The organism is Pseudomonas sp. QE6, assembly GCF_041379005.1.
In the GTDB taxonomy this organism is placed as follows: domain Bacteria; phylum Pseudomonadota; class Gammaproteobacteria; order Pseudomonadales; family Pseudomonadaceae; genus Pseudomonas.
The window spans coordinates 1017543-1042096 of the sequence record NZ_CP166873.1 but is presented as its reverse complement, the minus strand read 5'-3'; the positions used below and the strand labels follow the sequence as shown (position 1 = coordinate 1042096).

Below are 24554 nucleotides of genomic sequence, written 5' to 3'. Positions count from 1 at the left end.
CCCGCTGCGGCGTGCTTGCCGCACCGGGAGCATAGCCGGCATCGATTGCCTCCCGTCGCGACCGGTTGTCGCGGCGGGATCACTGGCCGGGAATATCCTTGCGCAGCTTCACCGGCTCCCGGTCCTTCTTCCCGCGCGTGGTGCGCATGCGGATGTTCAGGGCTTCCACCGCCAGCGAGAAGGCCATGGCGAAGTAGACGTAACCCTTCGGCACGTGGACTTCGAAGGCCTCGGCGATCAGCACGGTGCCGACCACGATGAGGAAGGACAGCGCCAGCATCTTCAGCGACGGGTGCTTGTCGATGAAGTCGCTGATGGCGCCGGCCGCCAGCATCATCACCAGCACGGCCACGACGATCGCGGCGATCATCACCGGCACGTTGGACACCATGCCCACGGCGGTGATCACCGAGTCCAGCGAGAACACGATGTCGATGATGGCGATCTGGATGATGGTGCCGATGAAGCCGCCCATCATGCTCTTGGGTTCGCCTTCGGTTTCGTCTTCGCCTTCCAGGCCGTGGTAGATCTCTGTGCTGCTTTTCCACAGGAGGAACAGGCCGCCGAAGAACAGGATCAGGTCGCGCCCGGAGATGCCCTGGCCGAACACCTGGAACAGGTCGGCGGTCAGGCGCATCACCCAGGTGATCGAGAGCAGCAGGAGTATGCGCGTGACCATCGCCAGCGCCAGCCCGAAGAAGCGCGTGCGCGGCTGCATCTGCTTGGGCATGCGGCCGACCAGGATGGAAATCATGATGATGTTGTCGATGCCCAGGACGATCTCCAGGGCAGTCAGGGTGAAGAACGCAATCCAGATTTCAGGGCTGGTCAGCCATTCCATTTACGGTCACTCGAAGTCAGTCATTGAACTGTTCATTGATTGAACAGAGGGAACAAGCCCAGCAGCAGGGCGGCGGCAAGGATCGCCAGGCACACCAGCACGGCCCATTTCAGGGTGAAGCGCTGGTGATCGCCGAAGTCCACCTTGGCCAGGCCTACCAGCAGGTACGTCGACGGCACCAGTGGGCTGAGCAGGTGTACCGGCTGGCCGACGATGGAGGCGCGGGCCATTTCCACCGGGGTGATGCCGTACTGCGCGGCGGCCTGGGAGAGTACCGGGAGCACGCCGTAGTAGAAAGCGTCATTCGACATGAAGAAGGTGAACGGCATGCTCACCAGCGCCGTGATGGTCGCCATGTACGGCCCCAGCGACGGCGGAATCACCGCCAGCAGGCCCTTGGACATCGCCTCGACCATGCCGGTGCCCTGCAGGATGCCGGTGAACACCCCGGCGGCGAAGATCAGCGAAACCACCGCCAGGACGTTCCCGGCGTGGGCGCCGATGCGCTCCTTCTGCTCGATAATGCAGGGATAGTTCACGATCATCGCTATACCGAAGGCGATCATGAAGAGAACCGGCATCGGCAGCAGGCCGGCGATCAGGGTGGCCATCAGCGCCACCGTGAGCGCGCCGTTGAACCACAGCAGCTTCGGCCGGCGCGCGTCGGGGTACTGCGAGACACTGACCTCGGCCAGTGCTTCAGGGTCGGTCGGCAGGTGCAGCTCGCCCAGGCGCTCGCGCTCGCGTTTGCCGTAGACCCAGGCGATGGCGAAGATCGCCACGATGCCGGCGAGCATGGCCGGGATCATCGGCACGAAGATGTGCGCCGGGTCCACGTGCAGCGCGCTGGCCGCGCGGGCGGTGGGGCCGCCCCAGGGCGTCATGTTCAGCACGCCGCTGGAGAGCATGATCAGGCAGGCCATCAGCAGCGGGCTCATGCCCAGGCGGCGGTACAGGGGCAGTACGGCGGCCACGCAGATCATGTAGGTGGTCGAGCCGTCACCATCGAGCGAAACGATCATCGCCAGCGCGGCGGTGCCCATCGAGACCTTCAGCGGGTCGCCTTTCACCAGCTTGAGGATCTTGCGCACCGCCGGGTCGAACAGGCCCGAGTCGATCATGATGGCGAAGTAGAGGATGGCGAACATCAGCATCACCCCGGTGGGCGCCAGGGTGCGGATGCCGTCCAGCATCATCGGGCCGAGCCCCGCGGCGAAGCCGCCGAGCACAGCGAAGGAGATCGGGACCAGGATCAGCGCGATCAGCGCCGACAGCCGCTTGGTCATGATCAGGAACATGAAGGTCGCCACCATGGCGAAGGCGAGGAAAGTCAGCATGGGGATAACTCCGTGTCGGCGCGGGATCAGCGGTGGCTGTGGGAGAGCGGGTGCGGCGAGGACGGAGCGGGGGAGGACAGGGCATGGAACATGGCGATCACCGATTGTTGTTTTTGTGCGGCCGGAAGGGCCGAGGGCGGCGATGCTAGGAGGCCAAGCTTTCAGCAGGCTTTCGCGGGAGGGTGCCGTTGATCGGAGCGGTTCTTGTTGGAGCGAGCTTGCTCGCGAACCGAAGCCAGACCCTGTGGGTAAGTCGCAGGTCGAACGGCGGAGTTCATTGTAGGAGCGGACCTTGTCCGCGAAGCCTTGGCCTTGCACCGGCCTGCCGGCCGGATCGCGGATAAGATCCGCTCCTACGGAAGCGGTGTGCCATGTGGATAAGTTTCCGGCCTTTTCAGGAGCGGGTCAGCCGAGCGCCTGAATCGCCCCCATCACCACCAGCAGGCTGGCGCCGGCCAGCAGCGTCTGCAGGGTGATGATCCCGGCCATCAGATGGCTCTCGCCGCCCAGCTGCCGCGTGAGCACATAGGCCGTCGGCGCGGTGGGCAGGGCGAAGAACAGCACCAGCAGCGCGCTTTCCAGCGCCGGCAGGGCCAGCAGGCGGGCGATGGCGAAGGCCAGCAATGGCATTGCCAGCAGGCGGATCGCGCAGTTCCAGCCCAGCGCCGCGACTTCCGCGCGCAGCTCCTGAGGCTGCAACGCCGCGCCCACGCACAGCAGGCCCAGTGGCAGGCTGGCCACCGCCAGCAGGTTGAGCAGCCGGTCGCTGCCGCCCGGCAGGCCGATGCCACTCAGGTTGAGCAGTGCACCGACTACGCAGGCGAGGATCAGCGGGTTCTTCACGATCGGCAGCAACAGCCCGCGCAGGCTGATGCCGCGCTCGGCGGTCAGTGCCCACACCGACATCACGTTCACCGTCGGCACCATCAGCGCCAGCATCAGCGCGGCCAGGGTCAGCCCCGGCTTGCCATACAGGCTGCCGACGGCGGCCAGCCCCAGGTAGGTGTTGAAGCGCAGCACGCCCTGGGCGATGGCGCCGAAGCGCGCCGCGCTCCAGCCGCGCTGGCGCTTGACGATCAGCAGGGCGCCCCAGGCGATGCCCAGCCCGAGGATCACCGCCAGCGCCTGACGGGCCAGGCCGGGATCGTTCAGCGGCGCGTTGGCCAGGCTGCTGGCCAGCAGCGCGGGGAACAGGAGGAAGTAGTTGAGCCGCTCGGCGGCGGGCCAGAACGCCTCGCCGGGGAAGCCCTTGCGACGCAGCACGTAGCCGCCGACGATCAGCGCGAACAACGGCCAGAGGGCCTGGAACAGAGCGGTCACGGCGACCCCGCAAGATGGCTGGAAGCGGGCATCTTGCCGAGCCGGCGAGGGGGAGGGCAAGGCGTGTGGATAAGTTTCTCAGCCTTGCCTGCGCGGTTTTCCACAGTCTTTCAGGGTGTGGAAAACCTTGTCCACAGGGTCAGCGGCGGAACCCGCCAAAGTGCCCGCCACCGAAATGGGCGCCGCCGAATCCGCCACCGCCCCACTGGCGCTGGGTCTGGCCGAAGCGCTGCTGACCCAGCTGGCGCGACTGCCATTGCTGGTCGAGCTGGTTGCGCACGGTGCCCTGGTTCGGCTGTACGGGCTGCCAGCCATTGTCGGTGTGTTGCTGCCAGCCGCCGTCCTGGGTGTGCTGGTAGACGTTGCCATCGTGGCCGGCATAGACGTCGCCGTTCTTCCAGGCCACGGCGTTGCCGGTCCGGCGGTTGTAGCTGATGCCCTGGTTCTGGCGGTCGTAGCTGCCGCGGCCGTCGTCCACGTCCCCGGAGATGCCGCGTTCGGCGATGGTGGTCCGGCCGGTCTGGGCGTTGTGCTTGATCCCCTGCTGGCCCGCCTCGAAATCGCCCGAGTCGCGGTCGTAGGCGACACCGCTGCGGCCCGCGGCGGAGATGCCGGTGGAAGCGTTGGCGTAGGCGCCCCTGCGTCCGGCGGCGCCCTGGTCGGTATAGGGGTTGAAGGCCGAGCCCTGGCTGCCGGCGAAGCGGGTGCCGGTGCGCGGGTTGTAGCCGACCGCCGAGCTGCCCTGCCATTGGGTGCCGGTCCAGCCGTTGTAGCCGTAGGCATGGGTGACGGAGCCCTGGCCCCAGCGGCCGTAGAAGTTCGCCTGGTTGATGTTGGTGTAGCTCCAGCCGCCGGCCGGGTAGGGCCCCCAGTACGGGCCCCAGTAGGGCTCGGGCGCGCCCCACCAGGCACCGGCGGCGAAGCCGAAGGCGAATCCGGTCAGCGCGCCCACGGCGAAGCCGGCGCCGTAGCCATAGGTCGGTGGGTAGCCGTAGTACACGGTGTTGCTGACGTACGCCGGGTAGGTGTAGCCGGTGCCGTAGACCACCGTGCCGTCGCTGTTCACCACCACGCCCAGGTAGCCGGGCGTGTAGCCCACCACCACGGTCTGCGGGGTGACCGAATAGATGTGCACGTAGGTCACGTAGTACAGCGGCGAGCTGGGCGGGATGCCATAGATCACCGCCGGCACTTCGGTTGCCACCTGCCAGGCGCCGGTGGCGCTGGGGGCGACGAACCAGACGCCGTTGTTCATCGCGTAGAACTGGTTGGGCGCTACCTCGATCACCGGTGTCGGGGTGTTCACCGCATAGCTCAGGCTGGTGCCGGCGATCGGCTGGAAGTTCGGCGCGCCATCGTAGTTCACCGTCAGCGTCGTCTTGCTGCGGGAGACGGTGGCGGTCTGCGGGATGCTCGCGGCGATGGCCGCTTCCTTGGCCTGCGGCGTGCCGGGTACCGAGACCAGCACGTTGGCCTTCGGGTCCTTGGGCGAGATCTTCGCGAAGTCAGCGGGCAGGTCCTTGCCCTGCACATACTGCCACGGGCCCTTTTCACCGGGGCCGCTGAACCAGCGACCGGAGACCAGCACGTACCAGGTGTCGTGGGTGGGATCGACGAACACTGCGTGGTCGGCGTTCTGCAGGGTCAGCAGGCTGACGCCGTCCACCGGCGCCATCTGCGCGGTGCCGTCGCTGACGATCAGCTCGGTGGGGCGGGTGGCGACCAGCACCGCCGGCGCTTTCGCCGGTTGCTTGCCGTTCTTGGGCAGCAGCGCGTCCACCGGGCCGTTCCTGCTGGCGATCTGCTCGGCGCCGAGCAGCGCCTTGGGCGGCTGGCTCAGCACCAGCCAGTTGCCGTCCAGCGACTGGGACGTGTACCAGCTGCCCGCCGCGTGCAGATAGTTGTTGCCCTGGGCGTCGCGCAGGATCAGCACGCGGCTGTTGATCACGCGCTCGAAGTCGCTGCCGGGCAGCGACTGCCAGTTCGGCTGGCCGTCGATCATCACCAGCACGGTCGGGGTATCAGCGAAGACGATCTGCGGCGCGTCGTTCCTCACCTCGACGTGACGCAGCTTGTCCAATTGCTGGTTCACCGCGTAGCTGGCCTGCAGCTCGTCGAGGGAGACAGTCAGCCCGTCCTTCGGCAGGTGCGCCACCAGGGCGTCGCGGACCTTGCCGGCGCTGTCCGGCTCGGTGGGGACTTCCACCTTGTCGATGCGGATATCGCTGAGCTGCACCAGGCCGCTGGTCTTGTCGATGGCGGCGGCGGCGGAGAACAGCGCCACACCATAGGTCGGCGCGGCATTGGCGGTGCCCACGGCGATCGCGGCGCGGCCGCTCATGCGGGTGCCGTCCCAGGCTTCCACCTGGGGCTGGAAGATCTGCACGTGCTGCTCGCCCAGGGCGAAGTCGCGCGGCCACTTCAGCTCGGTCGCGGCGCTCGACTGCGCGGCGGCTGGCGGGGTGTCGGCCGCCAGTGCGACGGGAAACCCGTGCGCCAGGCCAATGGCCAGGGCGAGGGACGGCAGGAGCGGGCGTAGCAGCATGGTGGAAACCTTCCTTGAGAAACCTGCGCTCAACGATAGTGCAGCGCCGGCAATCTGCGCGGACCTGCGTTTCATGTTGCGCCATGCTCGCTCAACTTCGCGGGCGGGCAAACAGCCTGCCGCCGGAATAGACGCTGTACGAGTCCCCTGCCGTCCCCGTTCCGGCCGTTACAGCCCCAGGTCGCTGAGCGACGGGTGATCGTCCGGCCGCCGCCCCTGCGGCCAGCGGAACAGACGCTCATCCTCGCGGATCGGCAGATCGTTGATGCAGGCGTGGCGCTCGAACATCAGGCCGTTCTCGTCGAACGCCCAGTTCTCGTTGCCGTAGGAACGGAACCAGTTGCCCGAGTCGTCGCGCCACTCATAGGCGAAGCGCACGGCGATGCGGTTGTCGGTGAAGGCCCAGAGTTCCTTGATCAACCGGTATTCCTGCTCGCGCACCCACTTGGCGGTGAGGAAGGCGACGATCTGCTCGCGGCCCTGGACGAAGGTCGCGCGGTTGCGCCAGCGGCTGTCCGGCGTGTAGGCCAGCGAGACGCGCTGGGGATCGCGGCTGTTCCAGCCGTCCTCGGCGAGGCGGACTTTCTGGATCGCGGTTTCACGGGTGAAGGGCGGGAGAGGGGGACGGGCTTCGCTCATGGTGGTCTCCAAGGCAGTGAGGGGGGAACCTGGTGTCCATACTCCGCTCGGCCCCGGATGGGGTAAATGACGGTGATCCCACAGATATCGCCAAACACGCTACGGCGTACTGGGTAGGAGCAGCTGTCGTTCACGCACTTGCAGATGGCGTAGAGCGTAGCGAAACCCATCGATCCCATGCACCGACAGCATGGGTATCGCTTCGCTCCACCCATCCCACGCGCTGCCAATCGCTGCGCAGCGTTGTTGCTCTTCGTAGGAGCGAGCTTGCTCGCGAACTCGCCCAACTCGGTGCCGCCAGTTGCTCCGGTTCGCGAGCAAGCTCGCTCCTACAGGGTATTCATGCCTGCGGAATCACGGCCTTGGCGACGACCTTGCGCAGCCCCACCCGGTCCTGGCTCGGACACACCCCGAACTTCGCCCGGTAGCTGCGTGACAGGTAGGAGGGCGACTCGAACCCGCAGGCCACGCCGACCTCCAGCACGCTCATGTCGGTCTGGCGCAATAGCTGGCGCGCCTTGTCCAGGCGCAGGCCGAGGTAGAAGTTCGATGGCGTGTCGTTCAGGTGCAGGCGGAACAGCCGCTCCAGCTGGCGCCGGGTGACCCGGATGTGCTCGGCCAGCTCCAGGGTGGAGAGCGGTGGCTCGGTGTGCCGCTCCATCTCGCCGATCACCTGCACCAGCTTGCGGTTCGTCACCCCGTAGCGGCTGGCCACCTGCAGACGCTGGTGATCCTGGCGGGTGCGGATACGGCTGACCACGAACTGCTCGGAAACCTGCACCGCCAGCTCCGCACCGTGGTCCTGGGCGATCAGGTCGAGCATCAGGTCGATGGACGCGGTGCCGCCGGCGGAGGTGATGCGCGGGCCGTCGATCTCGAACAGCTCCTGGGTCGCCTGCACCTGTGGATAAGTCTCCCGGAAGGCCTCCAGCGCCTCCCAGTGCACCGTGCAGCGCTGGCGCGCCAGCAGTCCCGCCTCGGCCAGCACGAAGCTGCCGGTGTCGATACCACCCAGGGTCACGCCGTCGCGGTCGAGTCGTTTCAGCCAGTGCAGCAATGCCGGGGTGCAGGCGCGCAAGGGCTCGAAGCCGGCCACCACCAGCAGCGTGTCGCCTTTCTTGAGCGCTTCCAGGCCGCTGTCGGCGTTCATCGACATGCCGTTGCTGGCCAGCACCGGCCCGCCGTCCAGGCTCATCAGGTGCCAGCGGTAGAGCTCGCCGCGGAAGCGGTTGGCCACGCGCAGCGGCTCCACGGCGGAGACGAAACCCATCACGGAAAAGCCGGGCAACAGCAGGAACCAGAAGTCTTGGGACATGGTGGGTACCGTGCGATTCAAGGCGGCGGCCGGGAGGCATTCGACTGGCATAGTGCAATTCGCCGGCGCTGGCAATCGGGGTGGTCGCTGCTGTGCAAGAGCTGGTCGCCCCAGTGCGATTCGCGGGGTCTTCGGCTGCGTAACGTGAACACCAGTCCCGCCGTGAGGGACCGCATGACAAACAACAACGATAACCAACGCCGCAAAGGCCTTGTGGGAGATGTCATGAAGTCAACGATCAAAGCGGTCGGCTGCGCCGCGCTGTTAGTCGCCGCCAACACCACCTGGGCCGCCGAGCCCGCGCAATGCCAGAACGTGCGCATGGGGTCGGTGAACTGGACCGACGTGGTGGCCAGCAGTGCAATCGCCGAAGCCGTGCTCGACGGCCTGGGCTACAAGGTCAAGCAGACCAGCGCCTCGCAGCAGATCATCCTCGCCGGCATGGCCGACAAGCAGCTCGACCTCTTCCTCGGCTACTGGCAGCCGACCATGCAACCGGTAGCCAAGCCTTACCTCGACAAGCAGCAGATCGAAGTCATCACCCCGGCGACCCTGGCCGATGCGCAGTCCACCTACGCCGTGCCGACCTACGTCTACGACGGCGGCCTGAAGACCTTCGCCGACATCGCCAAGTTCAGGGACAAGCTCGACAACAAGATCTACCTGATCGAGCCGGGCAGCGGGTCCAACCGCATCACCGCGAAGATGATCGCCGACGACAAGTTCGGCCTGAAGGGCTTCCAGATCGTCGAGTCCAGCGAGGCCGGCATGCTCACCGCCGTCAAGCGTGCCATCAAGCGCCAGCAGTGGGTGGTGTTCTTCGGCTGGAAACCGCACCCGATGAACCTGCAGATCGACATGAAATACCTCACCGGCAGCGACGACGCCTTCGGTCCCAACGAAGGCGCCGCCACCGTCTCCATCATGACCGCCGGCGGCTACCAGCAGCAGTGCACCAACGTCGCCAAGCTGCTGCACAACCTGAACTTCACCAGCGAACAGGTTAGCCAGGTGATGGAGCCGATCCTCGACCGCACCCAGCCGGTGGATGCCGCCAAGGCCTGGCTCAAGGCGCACCCCGAGTCGCTGCAGAAGTGGCTCGCCGGCGTCACCACCTTCGATGGCAAGGATGGCCTCGGCGCCGTCCAGGTCTCGCTCAAGTAACTCCCCCTACAGGACTCCCTGCGCACCGCCGCGCAGGGGGCCCGCTCGCCCACAAGAAGGAGTTCCCCCGTGAACTACGAAGTCATCGTCACCTGTGCGGTGACCGGCGCCGGCGACACCGTCGGCAAGCACCCGGCCATCCCCGTCACCCCCAAGGAAATCGCCGCTGCCGCCATCGAGGCTGCCAAGGCCGGCGCCACCGTCGCCCACTGCCACGTGCGCGACCCGCAGACCGGCAAGCCCAGCCGTGACGTGAACCTCTATCGCGAAGTGGTGGAGCGCATCCGCGAGAGCGACACCGACGTCATCATCAACCTCACCGCCGGCATGGGCGGGGACCTGGAGATCGGCAAGGGCGAACAGCCGCTGGAATTCGGCGCCGGCACCGACCTGGTCGGTCCGATCGAGCGCCTCAAGCACGTCGAGGAACTGCTGCCGGAAATCTGCACCCTGGACTGCGGCACCCTGAACTTCGGCGACGGCGACTTCATCTACGTCTCCACCCCGGCCCAGCTGCGTGCCGGCGCCAAGCGCATCACCGAGCTGGGCGTAAAGGCCGAGCTGGAAATCTTCGACACCGGCCACCTCTGGTTCGCCAAGCAGATGCTCAAGGAAGGCCTGCTGGAAGACCCGCTGATCCAGATCTGCCTCGGCATCCCGTGGGGCGCGCCGGCCGACACCACCACCATGAAGGCCATGGCCGACAACCTGCCGCCGGGCCTGACCTGGGCCGGCTTCGGCATCGGTCGCTCGCAGATGCCCATGGTCGCCCAGGCCATGCTGCTGGGCGGCAACGTGCGCGTCGGCCTGGAGGACAACATCTGGCTCGACCGCGGCGTGCATGCCAGCAACGGCCAACTGGTCGAACGCGCCATCGAGATCATTGAACGTCTCGGCGGCCGCGCCCTGACCCCGGCCGAGGGGCGCAAGAAGATGAACCTCAAGCCGCGCTGATCCCGAACCGCTCTTCGTAGGAGCGGACCTTGTCCGCGAAAGCCCGCAGCGGGCCATTCGCCAACGGGTTCGCTCCAGCCACAACGCCCCAATTCGCTGGAGTCGCCATGTCCTTCATCACCGAAATCAAAACCTTCGCCGCCCTCGGCAGCGGCGTTATCGGCAGCGGCTGGGTCGCCCGCGCCCTGGCCCACGGCCTCGACGTCATCGCCTGGGACCCGGCCCCTGGCGCCGAAGCCGCCCTGCGCGCGCGCATCGCCAACGCCTGGCCGGCGCTGGAAAAGGCGGGCCTGGCTCCCGGCGCCTCGCAGGATCGCCTGCGCTTCGTTCCCACCATCGAAGAATGCGTGCGCGACGCCGACTTCATCCAGGAAAGCGCCCCCGAACGCCTCGACCTCAAGTGCGAGCTGCACGCCAAGATCAGCGCCGCGGCCCGCCCCAATGCGCTGATCGGCTCCAGCACCTCCGGCCTGCTGCCCAGCGAGTTCTACGCCGACGCCACGCACCCCGAGCGTTGCGTGGTCGGCCACCCGTTCAACCCGGTCTACCTGCTGCCGCTGGTGGAAGTGGTGGGCGGCGAGAAGACCGCGCCCGAAGCGGTGCAGGCCGCCATCAAGGTCTACGAATCCCTCGGCATGCGCCCGCTGCACGTGCGCAAGGAAGTCCCCGGCTTCATCGCCGACCGCCTGCTCGAAGCGCTCTGGCGCGAGGCGCTGCACCTGGTCAACGACGGTGTCGCCAGCACCGGCGAGATCGACGATGCGATCCGCTTCGGCGCCGGCCTGCGCTGGTCCTTCATGGGCACCTTCCTCACCTACACCCTGGCCGGCGGCAACGCCGGGATGCGCCACTTCATGGCCCAGTTCGGCCCGGCGCTGCAACTGCCCTGGACCTACCTGCCAGCCCCCGAGCTGACCGACACCCTGATCGACCGCGTGGTGGAAGGCACCTCCGAACAGCAAGGCTCGCGCAGCATCGCCGAGCTCGAGCGCTACCGTGACGATTGCCTGCTGGCGGTGCTTGGTGCCATCAAGGACACCAAGGCGAAACACGGCTTCGCCTTCGCCGACTAACCTCACGGTTCATCATTCGCTCCAAACCACCCCCTCTCCCTTCAGGGAGAGGGCCGGGGAGAGGGGCTCTTCGGACGCGAACATGACCCACGCCCTGAAAACCTACGAAACGCCCATCCTCGCCGAGTGGACCGACTACAACGGCCACCTGCGCGACGCCTTCTACCTGCTGCTGTTCAGCTACGCCACCGATGCCCTGATGGATCACCTGGGCCTGGACGCGGACAACCGCGCGCTGACCCACAACTCGCTGTTCACCCTCGAAGTCCACCTCAACTACCTGCACGAAGTGAAGGAAGGCGAAAAGGTGGAAGTGCGCACCCAGCTGATCGCCCATGACCGCAAGCGCCTGCATATCTTCCACAGCCTGCATCGCGCCGGCGAAGACCTCGCCCTGGCCGCCAGCGAACAGATGCTGCTGCACGTGAACCTCGACGGCGGCGCGCGCTCGGCGCCCTTCGAGGGCGTGGTGCTCGAACGGGTGCTGGCACTGGCCGAGGCGCATCGTCCGCTGCCGCGCCCGGACCATGTCGGGCGCACCATCGGCCTGCCGGGCTGATCGCCGATGGCGCGGCGCTATCCGCTGTCCGATGCCCTGCAGGCTTTCGTCGCGAGGACCCGGTCCTACGCCGAAAGCGATCCCTCCATCACTGCCCAGCGCGCGGCCTACGAGCGCATGGCGGCGGCCTTCACACCGCCGCGTCCGCCGGGCTTGCGTATCAGCGAGCTGTGCCTGGACCGCCTGCCCACCGTACGCCTGTACCGTCCGACTGACCTGCCACCGGCTACCGGCTGGCCCACCGTGCTCTACCTGCACGGCGGCGGCTGGATGCTGGGCGGCCTGGGCTCCCATGAGTTCATCACCGCCGAGCTGGCGCTCGAGCTGGGCGCGCTGGTGGTGGCGGTGGATTATCGGCTGGCGCCGGAGCACCCCTACCCCGCCGCGCTGGATGATTGCCTCGCCGTCTGGCGGCGCCTGCGCAACGGCAGCCTGGGCGAGCCGGTCGATACCTCGCGGTTGCTGGTGATGGGCGATAGCGCCGGCGGAAATCTTGCCGCCGCCTTGTGTCTGGCCCTGCGTGAGGCAGGCGAGCCGCTACCCTGTGGACAAGCGCTGGTCTACCCCGCCCTGGGCGACACCCAGACCCCCTCGCGGAACTCCTGTGCCGATGCGCCACTGCTGTCGCGGACGGACCTCGACGCCTGCCTGGCGGCCTACCTGCCCCATGCCGGCGACCGGCGCGATCCGCTGGCGCTGCCATTGCGGGCCCGCGACTTCCGTGGCCTGCCGCCGGCATTCGTCGCCGTCGCCGAGTTCGACCCGCTGCGTGATGACGGGGAGCGATACTGCGAGGCGTTGCACGAGGCCGATGTCGACGCGGAGTTCTTTCCCGGCGTCGGCCTGGTGCATGGCGCCTTGCGCGCTCGCGGCGTGGAGGAGGTGGAAACCCTGTACCGGGCGCTCTACCAGGCACTGCGGGGCTTCCTCGGGAACTAGGGCGTCGGCTGGCCGAGGATGAATTCGGCGAGCGTCTTCACTTGCACGTCGTCCAGCGCGGGGAAGGGTGGCATCGGAATCTGCCCCCAGCGGCCGACGCCGCCCTGGCGAATGTGCTCGGTCACGCTCCGTAGCGCCTGCGGATCGCCCCGGTAGCGCTCGGCCACCGCCTGGTAGGCCGGGCCGACCACCGTGCGGTCGAGGGCGTGGCAGCCCAGGCAGCCGTTGGCGTCGAGCAGGCTGCGGGCATCCTGCTTCGCCGGGCTGGCTGGCAGTGACGCCGGTGCTGTGGCGACGGCCTGGGCGCGGGGCTTGCCGGAATAGGCGTCGGCCAGGTAGGCGGCGATCGCATCGGCCTGGCGATCGTCGACCGGTGCACCGTAGGCGTGCTGCATCTTCGCGACTTCTCCGCGCCATTGGCTTTCGTTCATGCCGGGAGGCTGCAACTGGATGTAGTCCGCCGAATGGCAAAGGGTGCATTTCTGGTTGGCGATGGTGTAGCCGGGCAGTTCCGATGGCGTCAGGCGCGCTGTTTCCTCGGGTAACTCGATGCTCACGGGCTCGGCCCGGACAGCGGTCGCCAGCAGGCCGGAGCAGGCGAGTGCGAGCAGGAATCTGATTGCAGGCATGGCGGGCGTTCCTGTTCTAGATGATGTGCAGCGGCAATGCTTCGATCGAGTGACGGGCATAGCCGCCGGGGTTCCAGGTCGGCTCCGCAGGCTGCGTTTCGCCCCGTGCGTTATGGGCCCGCACCAGCAAATGAATGACCCCGCGCTGACGCGGCCGCCAATCGGTGCGCCATTCGCGGAACGAGTAGTTGCCCAGGTCCTCGCCGAGTTGCGTGGGTTGCCAGTTGCGCCCGCCGTCGTCGGAGATCTCCACGCTGCGGATGCCGCTACCACCGTCGAAGGCGATCCCGCGCAGGGCCTGGTTCTGTCCCTGCTGCAGGGTCTGCCCCTCGCGCAGGCTGGTCACGAAGGAGCGCACCGGAAGGCGACCGATGGGGCGGCTGGCGCCCAGCGCACTGCCGGCGGGCAGGCACTGGCAGTCGTTGTCGGGGACGCGGTAGGCCTTCTGCATGAAGAAGCCGTCGAACTCATGGTCGATGACCTCGATCTCGCTCAGGTGCTTGATCCAGTAAGTGCCGAAGTAGCCCGGCAACACCAGGCGCAACGGGTAGCCATTGAGGAAGGGCAGGTCCTCGCCGTTCATGCTCCAGGCGATCAGCGGCTCGGCACTGAGGGCATGCTCGACATCGATGGCCTTGGTCATGCTCGGCGTGGCCGGCAACACCGGTTGGTCGAGGCCCCGGAAGGTGACCTGGCGGGCGCCATCGAGCACGCCGGCGTGGTTCAGCAGGGTGCGCAACGGCAGGCCGACCCAGCGCGCGTTGCCCATCGACCCATGGCCCAGCTGGGCGCCGAAGACGCGCGGCTCGAAATAGCCCCGGCTATTGCCGGAACACTGGTTGACCGCGACCACGGTGACGGCCTCGCCCAGCGACTTCAGCGTCGCCAGGTCGAGGTCCAGCGCCTGGCGCACCTGGCCATGTACGCGCAGGCGATAACTGGCCGGGTCGATGCGGGTGGGAATGTTGGCCAGGTGATAGCGCACGAAGAAGGCATCGTTGGGCGTCAGCAGGCTTTCATTGAAGACTTCGAACGGCGTCTCCAGATGCGGGGGACGGGTGGTGATGCGCATCAGCGGGCGCTTCTGCGGATAGGCGACCAACTCCCGGTCGCCATTGCCGAAGGGCTGCCGGGCGACGTTCGCCGCCAGTGCCTGGAGCGGTTGGGTAGCCAGGCCCGCGCCTGCGAGCAGGGCGGCCTGGAGGAACTGGCGGCGATCGAAGCCGCCGCGCTGCCGGGAATCGCTCATACGGTTGGCTCCTTCATACCAGGATCAGTCGGAGCAGAACGCCGACGCCGCTGCAGGACGGCCAGGCGAGCATTCCGGGGAGGGTCGCCGCACAGGCAAGGGCGGCGCCCAGGGGCAGGCAGAACAGCAGGTTCCGGTTCCGTGGTCGGGTCCCGGCAGTGAGGGTGTGCATCCTTCGCTCCTCAGGTGAGGTCACGGGAGCACGGTAAGTGCCGGGTTTTAATTTGTTAAACGAATAGTTCCTGTATTAAATACCTGAAAAACAGGTAGATAAGTCCATGGCCCTGAGCTTTCGCCAACTCCAGATCTTCTGCGCAGTGGCCCGCACCGGCAGCACCACTGCGGCGGCGGAATCCATTTCGCTGTCGCAATCGGCCACCAGCGCGGCCCTCAATGAGCTGGAATCGCAACTCTCCACGCGCCTGTTCGACCGGGTCGGCAAGCGCCTGCAACTGAGCGAGGTCGGCCGTCGCTTCCTGCCCCAGGCGCAACGCCTGCTGGATGCCATGACGCAGCTGGAACAGCAGTTCAGCGCTTCCGAAAATCCCCAGGCGAGCATCACGGTGGCCGCCAGCAGCACCATCGGTAACTATGTCCTGCCGCGCCTGCTGGCGTCGTTCGACCAGGTGCAGCCGGGCGTCCGGGTGAACGCGCACATCGGCAATACCGGCGCGGCGGTGGCGGAGGTGGTGGCGTTTTCCGCGGACGTCGGCCTGATCGAAGGTCCCTGCCACGAGCCGGGTTTGCTGGTGGAGCCCTGGCTGGAAGACAGCCTCATCGTGGTGGCGGCGCCGGGACATCCGCTGGCGTCGCGCACGCAGGTCTCCCGCGAGGCGTTGCGCCGCGCCCGCTGGCTGCTGCGCGAGCCGGGCTCGGGCACGCGCGAGGAGGTCAGCCACGCCCTGCTGAGCCACCTGCACTACCTGGAGGACAGCCTGGACCTGGGCAGCTCAGAGGCCATCAAGCACAGCGTCGCCGCCGGGCTGGGGATCAGCTGCCTGTCGCGCTGGGTGGTCGAGGAACAGCTGGCATCGGGTGCGCTGGTGGAGCTGCGCAGCAGCCTGCCGCCGCTGCGCCGGCGCTTCTACATGCTGCGCCAGCGCTGCAAGTTCCTCTCGCCGGGCTTCGAATCCTTCTGGCAGCACTGCCGCAACGGTGTCTAGCCGCCCGAGGCCGGCCGAATCGAAGGCAAAAAAAATCCCCTGGGACGCCCGACGCGTGACAGGGGACAAAGCGAGCCGGTATCGGGCTCTCAGTGTGTTCAAAGCCCGGGCCGGCAAGGCGCGCGGGTTGTGCATGGATTGGAGTCTGCCTGTCGGGTTGCCGGTGCGATTAGCCGAAAACGACCTGCGCGTGCCCGTTGAGGACATTCAGTCATCCGGGTGCTTGCCGCCCCTCGCCGGGCTTACCAGAATCGGGGAAAACCCAAGCCGCTCCAGGAGAACTGCCATGATGCACGCCGACCTGATTGACCAGGACGATTTCCGTGAACGCCTGCAGGCGCTGGGCTTCGCCGTGCCGCCGGACGTCACCGCCGAGCAGGCCTGCGAATACGCCGTGCGTGCCCTGACTCCGGAGCGCTCCATGGCCCTGCGCCGCCTGGTGGAGGAGCTGCTGGTCGGCAACGCCACCCTGCTGCCCGCGGTGCGCGAGGCGATCTCCCGCCAGCTGCTGCCGGCGTTGGTGCCCAGGCCCTGATGACCGGGCGCACGGGAGACTGTTCCTGTGCGCCGAATCCTTAAGAATAGGAAAAGGCTTACATCCTTCAAGGACGGAAAAGGGGACAGATTTATTTTTCCTACTCTAGTCTCGGCCGATGTGAAGGCGACTGTGCATAGTTAGGCGTGGCAGTCTTGCTCCGGTGCTAAGGACGTATGGAGAGTACGATGCCCAGGATTGGCCGTGTCATGCTGCCAAATTACCCCCACCATATAGTTCAGCGGGGCCATAACCGGCAGGTGGTCTTCGCTGAGCGGAAGGACTACGAACGCTACCTTTCTGATCTCCGTGAGCTGAAGGACGGAAAAGGACGGAAAAGGGGACACGGAAAAGGGGACAGATTTATTTTTCCTACTCTAATCTCGGCCGATGTGAAGGCGACTGTGCATAGTTAGGCGTGGCAGTCTTGCTCCGGTGCTAAGGACGTGTGGAGAGGGCGATGCCCAGGATTGGCCGTGTCATGCTGCCCAATTACCCCCACCATATAGTTCAGCGGGGCCATAACCGGCAGGTGGTCTTCGCTGAGCGGAAGGACTACGAACGCTACCTTTCTGATCTCCGTGAACTGAAGGACGCATTTGGCGTGAAGGTCTATGCATACTGCCTGATGACCAATCACGTGCATCTGCTTCTAGCGCCAGATGAGTCTGTAGCCGGATTGAGCCAATTGATGAAAACGCTCTCCGCTCGGATGACCCGATATCGAAACCGCCTGGAGGGTCGCAGCGGAACCTTGTGGGAAAGTCGCTTCAAATCCAGCGTAGTGCAGTCGGACGCCTACTTGTTAGCATGTAGTCGCTATATAGAGCTAAACCCTGTTCGCGCTAAGTTAGTACGGCATGCTGCTGAATACCCGTGGTCCAGTTATACCCAACACGCGGGGCTTGCCTCTATGTGGTTGGATATCGATCCATGCTTTGAGGCGCTTGGCAATTCTGAAGATGAGCGTTGTGACCGTTATCGCTCCTTTCTCAATCAGACTGCCCACGATGAAGAGACTCAACTGATTCGCGATGCATTGCAGAGGGGACAGTTGACGGGCAACTCTCATTTTGTGGATGAGATAGAGAGGATTGCTGGGGTTCGGATTGAGCGGCGAGGTCAGGGCAGGCCAAAATTAGAGTAGGGAAAATAAATCTGTCCCCTTTTTTTCTAAGTTTCTTCAGTGAGGCTAGGTCATGGGAAAGGTTGAAATAATCAGAAGCCTAATTAGCTCTGGCAGAGTGAAAGACGTTCTTGACTTTGTTGAAGGTGATTCTGTTTATATCTCGGATGCTTCGGAAGGGGCCCGCAGAGTCCGGAGCTTAGAAGGGTTTGGATTTTGATGGTTCATCATTTAAGGTTTGTGTCAGAGTTTGGTGATATTTCAATAACTCAGCAAAAGAACGGTAAATATTTAAGTCCGCATCCTGAAGAGTTTGAAGCTTGGTTGAATGTCGGGGCTCCAGGAATTGCAGATAAAGACTTAAGGTCTTACCTAAAAGAAAATCCGTTGTAACGCTCTGTCCCGTCCAAGCGTCCAAACCACTTTCCCCGCCTGCTGGCGGGGATGTTTTTCGTGGACGGACCACTGAAATCCCGCTTTGCCACCTCCCGCCTGTCGGTTTTTCGACTGACTTCCTCTGTGGTAAACCCGCGATCTCCTGACTTTTCCAGCACCCGGCCAGCCGGGTTCGTCTGTACCGTGGACAGGTGGCTTTTCACAGGGCGAGGTCGCGCCGGCAGCTATCCGCTCAGGAGGAAAAGGGGACAGGAGGAAAAGGACGGGAAAAGGGGACGACGGGAAAAGGGGACAGATTTATTTTTCTACTCTAAATCTGGTTGGTGGGTCAGGATTAGAGTAAAGAAAATAAATCTGTCCCTCCTTTTTCCCCCTTTTTCTATGCCCCGTCCAAGCATCCCAATCAATTTCCTGGTCCGAGAAAACGAGAAAAGGGGACAGATTTATTTTTCCTACTCTAATCTCGGCCGATGTGAAGGCGACTGTGCATAGTTAGGCGTGGCAGTCTTGCTCCGGTGCTAAGGACGTATGGAGAGTACGATGCCCAGGATTGGCCGTGTCATGCTGCCAAATTACCCCCACCATATAGTTCAGCGGGGCCATAACCGGCAGGTGGTCTTCGCTGAGCGGAAGGACTACGAACGCTACCTTTCTGATCTCCGTGAGCTGAAGGACGCATTTGGCGTAAAGGTCTATGCATACTGCCTGATGACCAATCACGTGCATCTGCTTCTAGCGCCAGATGAGTCTGTAGCCGGATTGAGCCAATTGATGAAAACGCTCTCCGCTCGGATGACCCGATATCGAAACCGCCTGGAGGGTCGTAGCGGAACCTTGTGGGAAAGTCGCTTCAAATCCAGTGTGGTGCAGTCGGACGCCTACTTGTTAGCATGTAGTCGCTATATAGAGCTAAACCCTGTTCGCGCTAAGTTAGTACGGCATGCTGCTGAATACCCGTGGTCCAGTTATACCCAACACGTGGGGCTTGCCTCTATGTGGTTGGATATCGATCCATGCTTTGAGGCGCTTGGCAATTCTGAAGATGAGCGTTGTGACCGTTATCGCTCCTTTCTCAATCAGACTGCCCACGATGAAGAGACTCAACTGATTCGCGATGCATTGCAGAGGGGACAGTTGACGGGCAACTCTCTCTTTGTGGATGAGATAGAGAGGATTGCTGGGGTTCGGATTGAGCGGCGAGGTCAGGGTAGGCCAAAATTAGAGTAGGGAAAATAAATCTGTCCCCATTTTTCCTCTATTGATAATGGATATTTGAAGCAGGTTAAACAATGAGCATCCAATTGATTAATATTCAAGAGAAAGTTTATGAGCTTGGGGGAAGGCTAAATGCACCAAGAACATTATTGGTAGTGCATGATAAATCCGTAGATGACGGAACTCCTTATGTGAGAATTGATAATGGAGTATTTCATTATATTTCCTCTGAGCGTGGCTATGAATTATTTAATAAGGTTGCGCCATCTCTTGATGTCTTGCTTTATTGGATTCTTGATCGAGTGGTATCAAGGTTGGCTATGGACTACGAGTTGCATCATAGAGTTGAGGGGCAGGATTCAAGGAGAATCTATTTTTCCAAAAGAATAGAACTAATGAAGGAAATTGATCCAAGGTGGGGGGATATGGTCGGTCAAGATATAGAAAGGATACTGCAGTCCAATCCATACACCGACTGAGCGAAGAAAAGGGGACCGAAGAAAAGGGACGAAAAGAAAAGAAAAGGGGACAGATTTATTTTTCCGCTATAAATATATCCGGCGGGTAATGGTTAGAATACTGAGTGAAAAGGGGACAGATTTATTTTTCTACTCTAAAACGGTCTGGCGGGTCAGCATTAGAGTAAAGAAAACAAATCTGTCCCCTTTTTCCTTTTTTCCTTTTTTCCTTTTTTCCTTTTTTCGCGCGCCAGCTGCTGCCGGCGTTGGTGCCCAGGCCCTGATGATCGGGCGCACGGGAGGCCCTTCCTGTGCGCCGATTTCCATGTTCCGTCCAAGCGTCCCGATCAATTTCCCTGCCCGAGGTGGGGAAGTGCCCACGGTCGAGCCGCCGAAACTCCCTTCCCCACTGTCCACCTGCCAGCTAACGCCCGCTACTCACCCTGCCATTTCCTGAACAGAACGCTGGCGTTTACACCGCCGAACCCGAATCCATTCGACAGCGCGTATTCGGTCGCCAGCGCTGTGCTGGTGCGGGCGATGTTCAAGCCCTCGGAGGAGGGATCGGCGTTCTCCAGGTTCAGTGTCGGTGGTGCTACCTGGTCCCGCAGTGCCAGCACCGTGAAGATGGCCTCGATCCCTCCCGCCGCGCCGAGCAGGTGGCCCGTGGAGGATTTGGTGGCGCTGATGACGGGCGAGGTCTCGCCGAAGACGGCCTTTATCGCCGCCAGCTCGGCGTTGTCGCCAACAGGGGTCGACGTGGCATGTGCGTTCAGGTGGCCGACCTGGTCCGGCGCGACGCCGCCTTGCTGCAATGCCTGGCGCATGGCCCGTTGGGCGCCGTCTCCATCTTCCGGCCCCGAGGTGATGTGGTAGGCGTCGGCGCTGGTTCCATAGCCGACCAGTTCCGCAATGGGCGTGGCTCCGCGTGCCAGGGCGTGCTCGAGTTCTTCGATCACCAGCAGGCCCGCGCCCTCGCTCATGACGAAGCCATCCCGCGCGCTATCGAAGGGGCGAGAGGCTTTTTCAGGGGTGTCGTTGAAAGCGCTCGCCAAGGTTCGCGCGGCGGCAAAACCCGCGAGGCTGACCCTGTGAATGGCGGCTTCTGCGCCCCCACACAGCGCGATGTCCACTTCGCCGGACCTGATCATGCGAGCCGCGTCACCAATGGCCTGTACGCCAGCGGCACAGGCCGTGACCGGCGCCCCGAGGGGACCTTTCAGATGGTGGCGGATGGAGACCTGGCCGGCGGCGAGGTTGCAGAGGAAGGACGGTATGGTGAACGGCGAGAGACGGCGTGGGCCTTTGCTGTCGGTGGTACGCACCGCGTCCGCAATGGCCGGGAAGCCACCGATGCCCGAGGCGATGATCGTGGCGGTGCGCTCCTGCTCGATGGCGGAGGTCGGCGCCCATTGGGCCTGTGTCAGGGCGTCTTCCGCTGCGGCCAGTGCGAACAGGATGAAGCGATCGACCTTGCGCTGCTCCTTCTGGGAAAGAACGCTGTCAGGGTCAAACCCGCCCAGAGGATCTGTCTCAAGGCCGGGGACCTGGCCGCCGATGCGCACGGCCAGGTCGCCAATCAGCTCCTCTGGCAGCGCACGAATGCCCGAGGCGCCCGCCAGCAGTCGCTGCCATACGAGCTCAACACCCCGACCGAGCGGTGTAACCGCCCCCATTCCGGTAACGACGACACGCTTTCTCATGAAGGCTTCGCTCCTTTGCGGTTAAATACCTGGGTAAAGGAAGTTACTATCATAATGAAAGTCACATCCGGAACGGATTTTTTCCGGACAACCATGAGCGATGCCTATGCAGCGTAAGACCCTCTCCGACTCCCTATGCCCGATCGCCCTCAGCCTGGAGCAGGTTGGCGAATGGTGGAGCCTGCTGATCATGCGCGACGCGCTGCAGGGGGTGTCCCGGTTCGACGAGTTCTCCAGAAGCCTGAACATCGCTCCCAACATGCTGACCCGCAGGCTCAACGCGCTCGTGGAGGCTGGACTGCTGGAGCGCCGCGCCTACTGCGTCAAACCGCTCCGGCACGAGTACATCCCGACCGGGAAAGGGAGGGATCTGCAGGTCGTGCTTTATGCACTGATCGCCTGGGGCAATCAGCACTTCGTCGCGGATGAGGTCGCCGTACAGGTTGTGGACAGGACTTCAGGAAGGCCGCTGCGTCCCATGATGGTCGATGAGGTGGACGGCAGGGTGGTGCCCTGGGATGAATGCGACCTGGCGGCCGGGCCTGGCGCCAGTCAGGGGATTGTCGAGAGACTGCAGCTCATGAAGGCGTCGCTGAAGTAGTGGACCGATGGCAAACGCATCGTCTCGGAAACGGCCTACCGAGAACTCATCCTGGCTGTTTCTGCTCCCGCTCATCACGTCTTTCTGCGCCAATCGCGGGGTGACCTAGACTGCCCCCTTCAACCGAAGGAGAGCCGTCATGACCCAAGCCACCCCCTTCCTCATGTTCCAGGGCGGTGCCGCGCAGCCGGCGCTGGATTTGTACCTTGCCACCTTCCCCGACTCCCGCGTGCTGCACGTGGAGCGCTACGCCGCCGGTGAGCCCGGGCCGGAGGGGAGCATCAAGGTGGCGCGCTTCGTGGTATGCGGGCAGGCGTTCATGTGCTCGGACAGCCCGGTGAAGCATGACTTCGATTTCACGCCGTCCAGTTCGATCTTCGTGGAGTTCGACTCGCAGGATGTGCTGGATCGGATCTTCGACGTGCTGGCGGAAGGTGGGCGGGTCTATATGCCGTTGGGGGATTACGGCTTCAGCCGGCGCTTTGGCTGGGTAAGCGACAGGTTCGGGGTGTCGTGGCAGCTCAGTCTGCCGCTGAGTGCCTGAGACGGGGTTCTCCTGCTGCGGAAAATCCTTCCCGGTCGGGGTTCGTTGCCTTGGCTGATTCGGGAAACGCCCTACACTGCGCCGGCGTTGCGGTCTTACAAGCCCTCTGCGTAGCGTTCCTTGTACCGCGTTTCGGCGTGGTCAGGTGTGGAAACCTGAGCTCATACGAATACACCCGCTATGGCAGAAGCGCTCAGTCCCAATGGACCTGATTGGGTCTGGTTGTCTATGGCGGACCGTGTAAGGCGGACCTTGGTCCGGCCGGTTTTCGTTCGTATGAGCTGGTTTTCCACCCTTGCACGGTCCGCCCCCCTTCCGAATGTTTCGGGCGGCGGCCTCCTGTCCTGAGCAAGGAGCTACAGCATGAATACGTCGACGTTCTTAACGGCCGATGAAGGCCTGAGACCTCATTTCTTCCATCGTTACAGCCGACGTCTGCGCGGCGTGCTGCTCGATCAGCAGGCGTGGTTCGTCCTGCGTGACCTGGTCAAGCTCACGGCCGGCCACCTGAGCCCGCGCGTGGTGCAGAAGCTGGATCCGGACCAGTCGCGCTGGGAGCGTCTGGTGGGCGCGGAGGAGGACGAACTGCTGGTGAGCGAAAGTGGTGTGTATACGCTGCTGATGCTGCATTTCTACCACCCGGAGAACCGCAGCCTGCGGCAGTGGCTGAGCAACGAGGTGGTGCCGGTGTTGCGGGAGTCGGAGCAGCACGATGCGCTGTTGCCGCGCCATCAGTTCCGGCAGATGCAGGGGCAGCCGGTGGCAGTGCTGGAGTGGCAGGGGCGGCTGTGGATGCGGGTTGTCGACGCGGCGCGGTTGATGGAGCTGGAAAGGCGGTAGCCGCATTTCGTAGGAGCTGATTTAGCCGCGACCAGGGGCCGGTGTGCGGCTGAGGCGATCGCGGACGAGCCCGCTCCCGCGAAGGGGGATAGTTCCGCGCGAGATTGCCCTCACCCCAACCCTCTCCCTGAGGGAGAGGGGGCCGTTCGGTACGGACGCGTGCCTCGGCGCTAGCCGGCAGTCAGAGCACCCGCACGCTGGCGAAGGTGGATTCGCCCTGGGCCTGGCTGAGGGCGGAGATGGCCGAGGAGTTGGGCATGAGGGCCAGGTCCTGCGGGATGGGCATGACCATGACCGGTTGGCCGATGGGCTGGCCCTGGCGCTCGTCGCGCGGCGGAATGCCGAAGTACTCGCGGTAGCACTTGGAGAAGTGCGGGGTGGAGACGAAACCGCAGACCGAGGCGACTTCGATGATCGACATGGAGGTCTGCTTGAGCAGCTGGCGCGCGCGGATCAGGCGCAGCTTCAGGTAGTAGCGCGACGGCGAGCAGTGCAGGTACTTCTGGAACAGGCGCTCGAGCTGGCGGCGCGAGACGTTGACGTAGACGGCCAGTTCGTCGAGGTCGATGGGTTCTTCGAGGTTGGCTTCCATCAGCGCGACGATTTCCTGCAGCTTCGGCTGGTTGGTGCCGAGCATGTGCTTGAGCGGCACACGCTGGTGGTCCTGTTCGTTGCGGATGCGTTCGTAGATGAACATCTCGGAGATGGCGGCGGAGAGTTCGCGGCCATGCTCGCGGCCGATCAGGTGCAGCACCATGTCCATCGGCGCGGTGCCGCCGGAGGAGGTGAAGCGGTTGCGGTCGATGGAGAACAGGCGGGTGCTCATGGCCACGCGGGGGAAGGCTTCCTGCATGGCGGCCAGGCATTCCCAGTGCACGCTGCAGTCGTAGCCGTCAAGCAGGCCGGCGCGGGCCAGGGCCCAGCTGCCGGTGCACACGGCGCCCAGCTTGCGGCCGTGGCGCGCCTGGGCCTGGAGGAAGGTGACGTGTTCGCGGGTGACGCTGCGCTGGATGCCGACGCCGCCGACCACGATCAGGGTGTCCATCTGCGGGGCGCTGTCGCAGGAGGCGTCGGGGGTGATCTGCAGGCCATCGCTGGCCCAGACCTGGCGGCCGTCGAGGCTCAGGGTGTGCCAGCGGTAGAGTTCGCGACCGGAGAGCTGGTTGGCCATGCGCAACGGTTCCACCGCCGAGGCCAGGGAGATCAGGGTGAAGTTGTCCAACAGCAGGAAGCCGATGGACTGCGGAGCTCGGTTTTGCGGGGGAACTCCGGGGTTGAACGCGTTCATTCAGTCACCTCACGCTAGTCACAGTCGCCTCTTGGGAGGCGTTTCTTATGCTTGTTTTCTGCTCGGGAAATCTGCCCTGGGGCGGTCCCGTGGCTGTTCCTCTACGTATAGCAAGGCAAAT

At 64.1% G+C, this 24554-nt stretch carries 25 protein-coding genes and 1 pseudogene; 14 read left to right on the top strand and 12 right to left on the bottom strand.

The window, feature by feature from the left end:
- Positions 1–79: 79 nt before the first annotated feature.
- The 6 genes from ACAW63_RS04665 to ACAW63_RS04640 all read right to left on the bottom strand — a co-directional run bounded on the left by ACAW63_RS04665 (position 80) and on the right by ACAW63_RS04640 (position 7997).
- Positions 80–841, bottom strand: a complete 762-nt coding sequence (locus ACAW63_RS04665) for a TerC family protein (protein ID WP_371232006.1) — start codon at positions 839–841, stop codon at positions 80–82.
- Between the two features lie 32 nt (positions 842–873).
- Positions 874–2178 carry a CitMHS family transporter gene (locus ACAW63_RS04660; protein WP_371232004.1) on the bottom strand — a complete coding sequence of 435 codons (1305 nt, stop codon included), beginning with the start codon at positions 2176–2178 and terminating at the stop codon, positions 874–876.
- Between the two features lie 405 nt (positions 2179–2583).
- Positions 2584–3558, bottom strand: coding sequence for an AEC family transporter (locus ACAW63_RS04655; protein WP_371232002.1), 975 nt, complete (start codon positions 3556–3558; stop codon positions 2584–2586).
- Between the two features lie 79 nt (positions 3559–3637).
- Entirely contained in the window at positions 3638–6043 is a 2406-nt protein-coding gene (locus ACAW63_RS04650; RefSeq protein ID WP_371232001.1) for a carbohydrate-binding family V/XII, read from the bottom strand.
- A gap of 168 nt (positions 6044–6211) precedes the next feature.
- Positions 6212–6682 (bottom strand): DUF1348 family protein, encoded by a 471-nt coding sequence (locus ACAW63_RS04645; RefSeq protein ID WP_371231999.1) that lies wholly within the window; start codon positions 6680–6682, stop codon positions 6212–6214.
- Positions 6683–7022: 340 nt separating this feature from the next.
- Positions 7023–7997, bottom strand: coding sequence for a GlxA family transcriptional regulator (locus ACAW63_RS04640; RefSeq protein WP_371231997.1), 975 nt, complete (start codon positions 7995–7997; stop codon positions 7023–7025).
- Positions 7998–8222: 225 nt separating this feature from the next.
- On the opposite strand from ACAW63_RS04640, the gene choX reads away from it, so the two are divergent.
- From choX to ACAW63_RS04615, 5 genes are all read left to right on the top strand, one after another.
- Complete coding sequence (gene choX, locus ACAW63_RS04635) at positions 8223–9161, top strand: choline ABC transporter substrate-binding protein (protein WP_275609411.1); 939 nt, start codon at positions 8223–8225, stop codon at positions 9159–9161.
- Between the two features lie 69 nt (positions 9162–9230).
- The gene (locus ACAW63_RS04630; protein ID WP_371231995.1) at positions 9231–10115 is read left to right on the top strand and encodes a 3-keto-5-aminohexanoate cleavage protein; all 885 of its coding nucleotides are present in this window, start codon (positions 9231–9233) and stop codon (positions 10113–10115) included.
- A 107-nt stretch (positions 10116–10222) separates the two neighbouring features.
- Positions 10223–11188 carry an L-carnitine dehydrogenase gene (locus tag ACAW63_RS04625; protein WP_371231993.1) on the top strand — a complete coding sequence of 322 codons (966 nt, stop codon included), beginning with the start codon at positions 10223–10225 and terminating at the stop codon, positions 11186–11188.
- Between the two features lie 82 nt (positions 11189–11270).
- The gene (locus ACAW63_RS04620) at positions 11271–11747 is read left to right on the top strand and encodes a thioesterase family protein (RefSeq protein WP_371231992.1); all 477 of its coding nucleotides are present in this window, start codon (positions 11271–11273) and stop codon (positions 11745–11747) included.
- Between the two features lie 6 nt (positions 11748–11753).
- Complete coding sequence (locus tag ACAW63_RS04615; RefSeq protein ID WP_371231990.1) at positions 11754–12686, top strand: alpha/beta hydrolase; 933 nt, start codon at positions 11754–11756, stop codon at positions 12684–12686.
- Here the strand turns inward: ACAW63_RS04615 and ACAW63_RS04610 are convergent.
- From ACAW63_RS04610 to ACAW63_RS04600, 3 genes are read right to left on the bottom strand one after another with little or no spacing between them, the layout of a single operon-like run.
- Positions 12683–13315: a c-type cytochrome gene (locus tag ACAW63_RS04610; RefSeq protein WP_371231988.1), complete on the bottom strand. Its 633-nt coding sequence runs from the start codon at positions 13313–13315 to the stop codon at positions 12683–12685. The genes ACAW63_RS04615 and ACAW63_RS04610 overlap by 4 nt on opposite strands.
- Positions 13316–13331: 16 nt before the next feature.
- On the bottom strand, positions 13332–14564 hold the full coding sequence (locus ACAW63_RS04605; protein ID WP_371231986.1) for a molybdopterin-dependent oxidoreductase: 1233 nt from the start codon (positions 14562–14564) through the stop codon (positions 13332–13334).
- 13 nt (positions 14565–14577) lie between these two features.
- Positions 14578–14736, bottom strand: a complete 159-nt coding sequence (locus ACAW63_RS04600) for a hypothetical protein (RefSeq protein ID WP_371231984.1) — start codon at positions 14734–14736, stop codon at positions 14578–14580.
- A 106-nt stretch (positions 14737–14842) separates the two neighbouring features.
- Here ACAW63_RS04600 and ACAW63_RS04595 point away from each other — a divergent pair, with 106 nt between their 5' ends.
- The 6 genes and pseudogenes from ACAW63_RS04595 to ACAW63_RS04570 all read left to right on the top strand — a co-directional run bounded on the left by ACAW63_RS04595 (position 14843) and on the right by ACAW63_RS04570 (position 19478).
- Positions 14843–15727: a LysR family transcriptional regulator gene (locus tag ACAW63_RS04595; RefSeq protein WP_371231982.1), complete on the top strand. Its 885-nt coding sequence runs from the start codon at positions 14843–14845 to the stop codon at positions 15725–15727.
- 286 nt (positions 15728–16013) lie between these two features.
- Positions 16014–16262 (top strand): hypothetical protein, encoded by a 249-nt coding sequence (locus ACAW63_RS04590; RefSeq protein WP_207884921.1) that lies wholly within the window; start codon positions 16014–16016, stop codon positions 16260–16262.
- 188 nt (positions 16263–16450) lie between these two features.
- Positions 16451–16573, top strand: a pseudogene (locus tag ACAW63_RS04585) (transposase); the annotation flags it as partial.
- Between the two features lie 149 nt (positions 16574–16722).
- Positions 16723–17409 (top strand): transposase, encoded by a 687-nt coding sequence (locus ACAW63_RS04580; RefSeq protein WP_371231980.1) that lies wholly within the window; start codon positions 16723–16725, stop codon positions 17407–17409.
- Positions 17410–18324: 915 nt separating this feature from the next.
- Positions 18325–19011, top strand: a complete 687-nt coding sequence (locus ACAW63_RS04575; protein WP_371231979.1) for a transposase — start codon at positions 18325–18327, stop codon at positions 19009–19011.
- Positions 19012–19073: 62 nt separating this feature from the next.
- Positions 19074–19478, top strand: coding sequence for an Imm63 family immunity protein (locus ACAW63_RS04570; protein WP_371231977.1), 405 nt, complete (start codon positions 19074–19076; stop codon positions 19476–19478).
- Positions 19479–19607: 129 nt separating this feature from the next.
- Here the strand turns inward: ACAW63_RS04570 and ACAW63_RS04565 are convergent, their stop codons facing one another.
- Together ACAW63_RS04565 and fabF are read right to left on the bottom strand one after the other, a co-directional pair.
- Positions 19608–19754: a hypothetical protein gene (locus ACAW63_RS04565; protein ID WP_371231976.1), complete on the bottom strand. Its 147-nt coding sequence runs from the start codon at positions 19752–19754 to the stop codon at positions 19608–19610.
- A 137-nt stretch (positions 19755–19891) separates the two neighbouring features.
- Positions 19892–21160 (bottom strand): beta-ketoacyl-ACP synthase II, encoded by a 1269-nt coding sequence (gene fabF, locus ACAW63_RS04560; RefSeq protein WP_371231975.1) that lies wholly within the window; start codon positions 21158–21160, stop codon positions 19892–19894.
- A 106-nt stretch (positions 21161–21266) separates the two neighbouring features.
- On the opposite strand from fabF, the gene ACAW63_RS04555 reads away from it, so the two are divergent.
- From ACAW63_RS04555 to ACAW63_RS04545, 3 genes are all read left to right on the top strand, one after another.
- Entirely contained in the window at positions 21267–21761 is a 495-nt protein-coding gene (locus ACAW63_RS04555; protein ID WP_371231974.1) for a winged helix-turn-helix transcriptional regulator, read from the top strand.
- A gap of 139 nt (positions 21762–21900) precedes the next feature.
- On the top strand, positions 21901–22305 hold the full coding sequence (locus ACAW63_RS04550; protein ID WP_371231973.1) for a VOC family protein: 405 nt from the start codon (positions 21901–21903) through the stop codon (positions 22303–22305).
- Between the two features lie 363 nt (positions 22306–22668).
- Positions 22669–23145, top strand: a complete 477-nt coding sequence (locus tag ACAW63_RS04545; protein ID WP_371231971.1) for a Bro-N domain-containing protein — start codon at positions 22669–22671, stop codon at positions 23143–23145.
- A 181-nt stretch (positions 23146–23326) separates the two neighbouring features.
- Here ACAW63_RS04545 and ACAW63_RS04540 read toward each other — a convergent pair whose 3' ends face one another.
- Positions 23327–24433, bottom strand: a complete 1107-nt coding sequence (locus ACAW63_RS04540; protein ID WP_152227726.1) for a GlxA family transcriptional regulator — start codon at positions 24431–24433, stop codon at positions 23327–23329.
- Positions 24434–24554 lie beyond the last annotated feature (121 nt).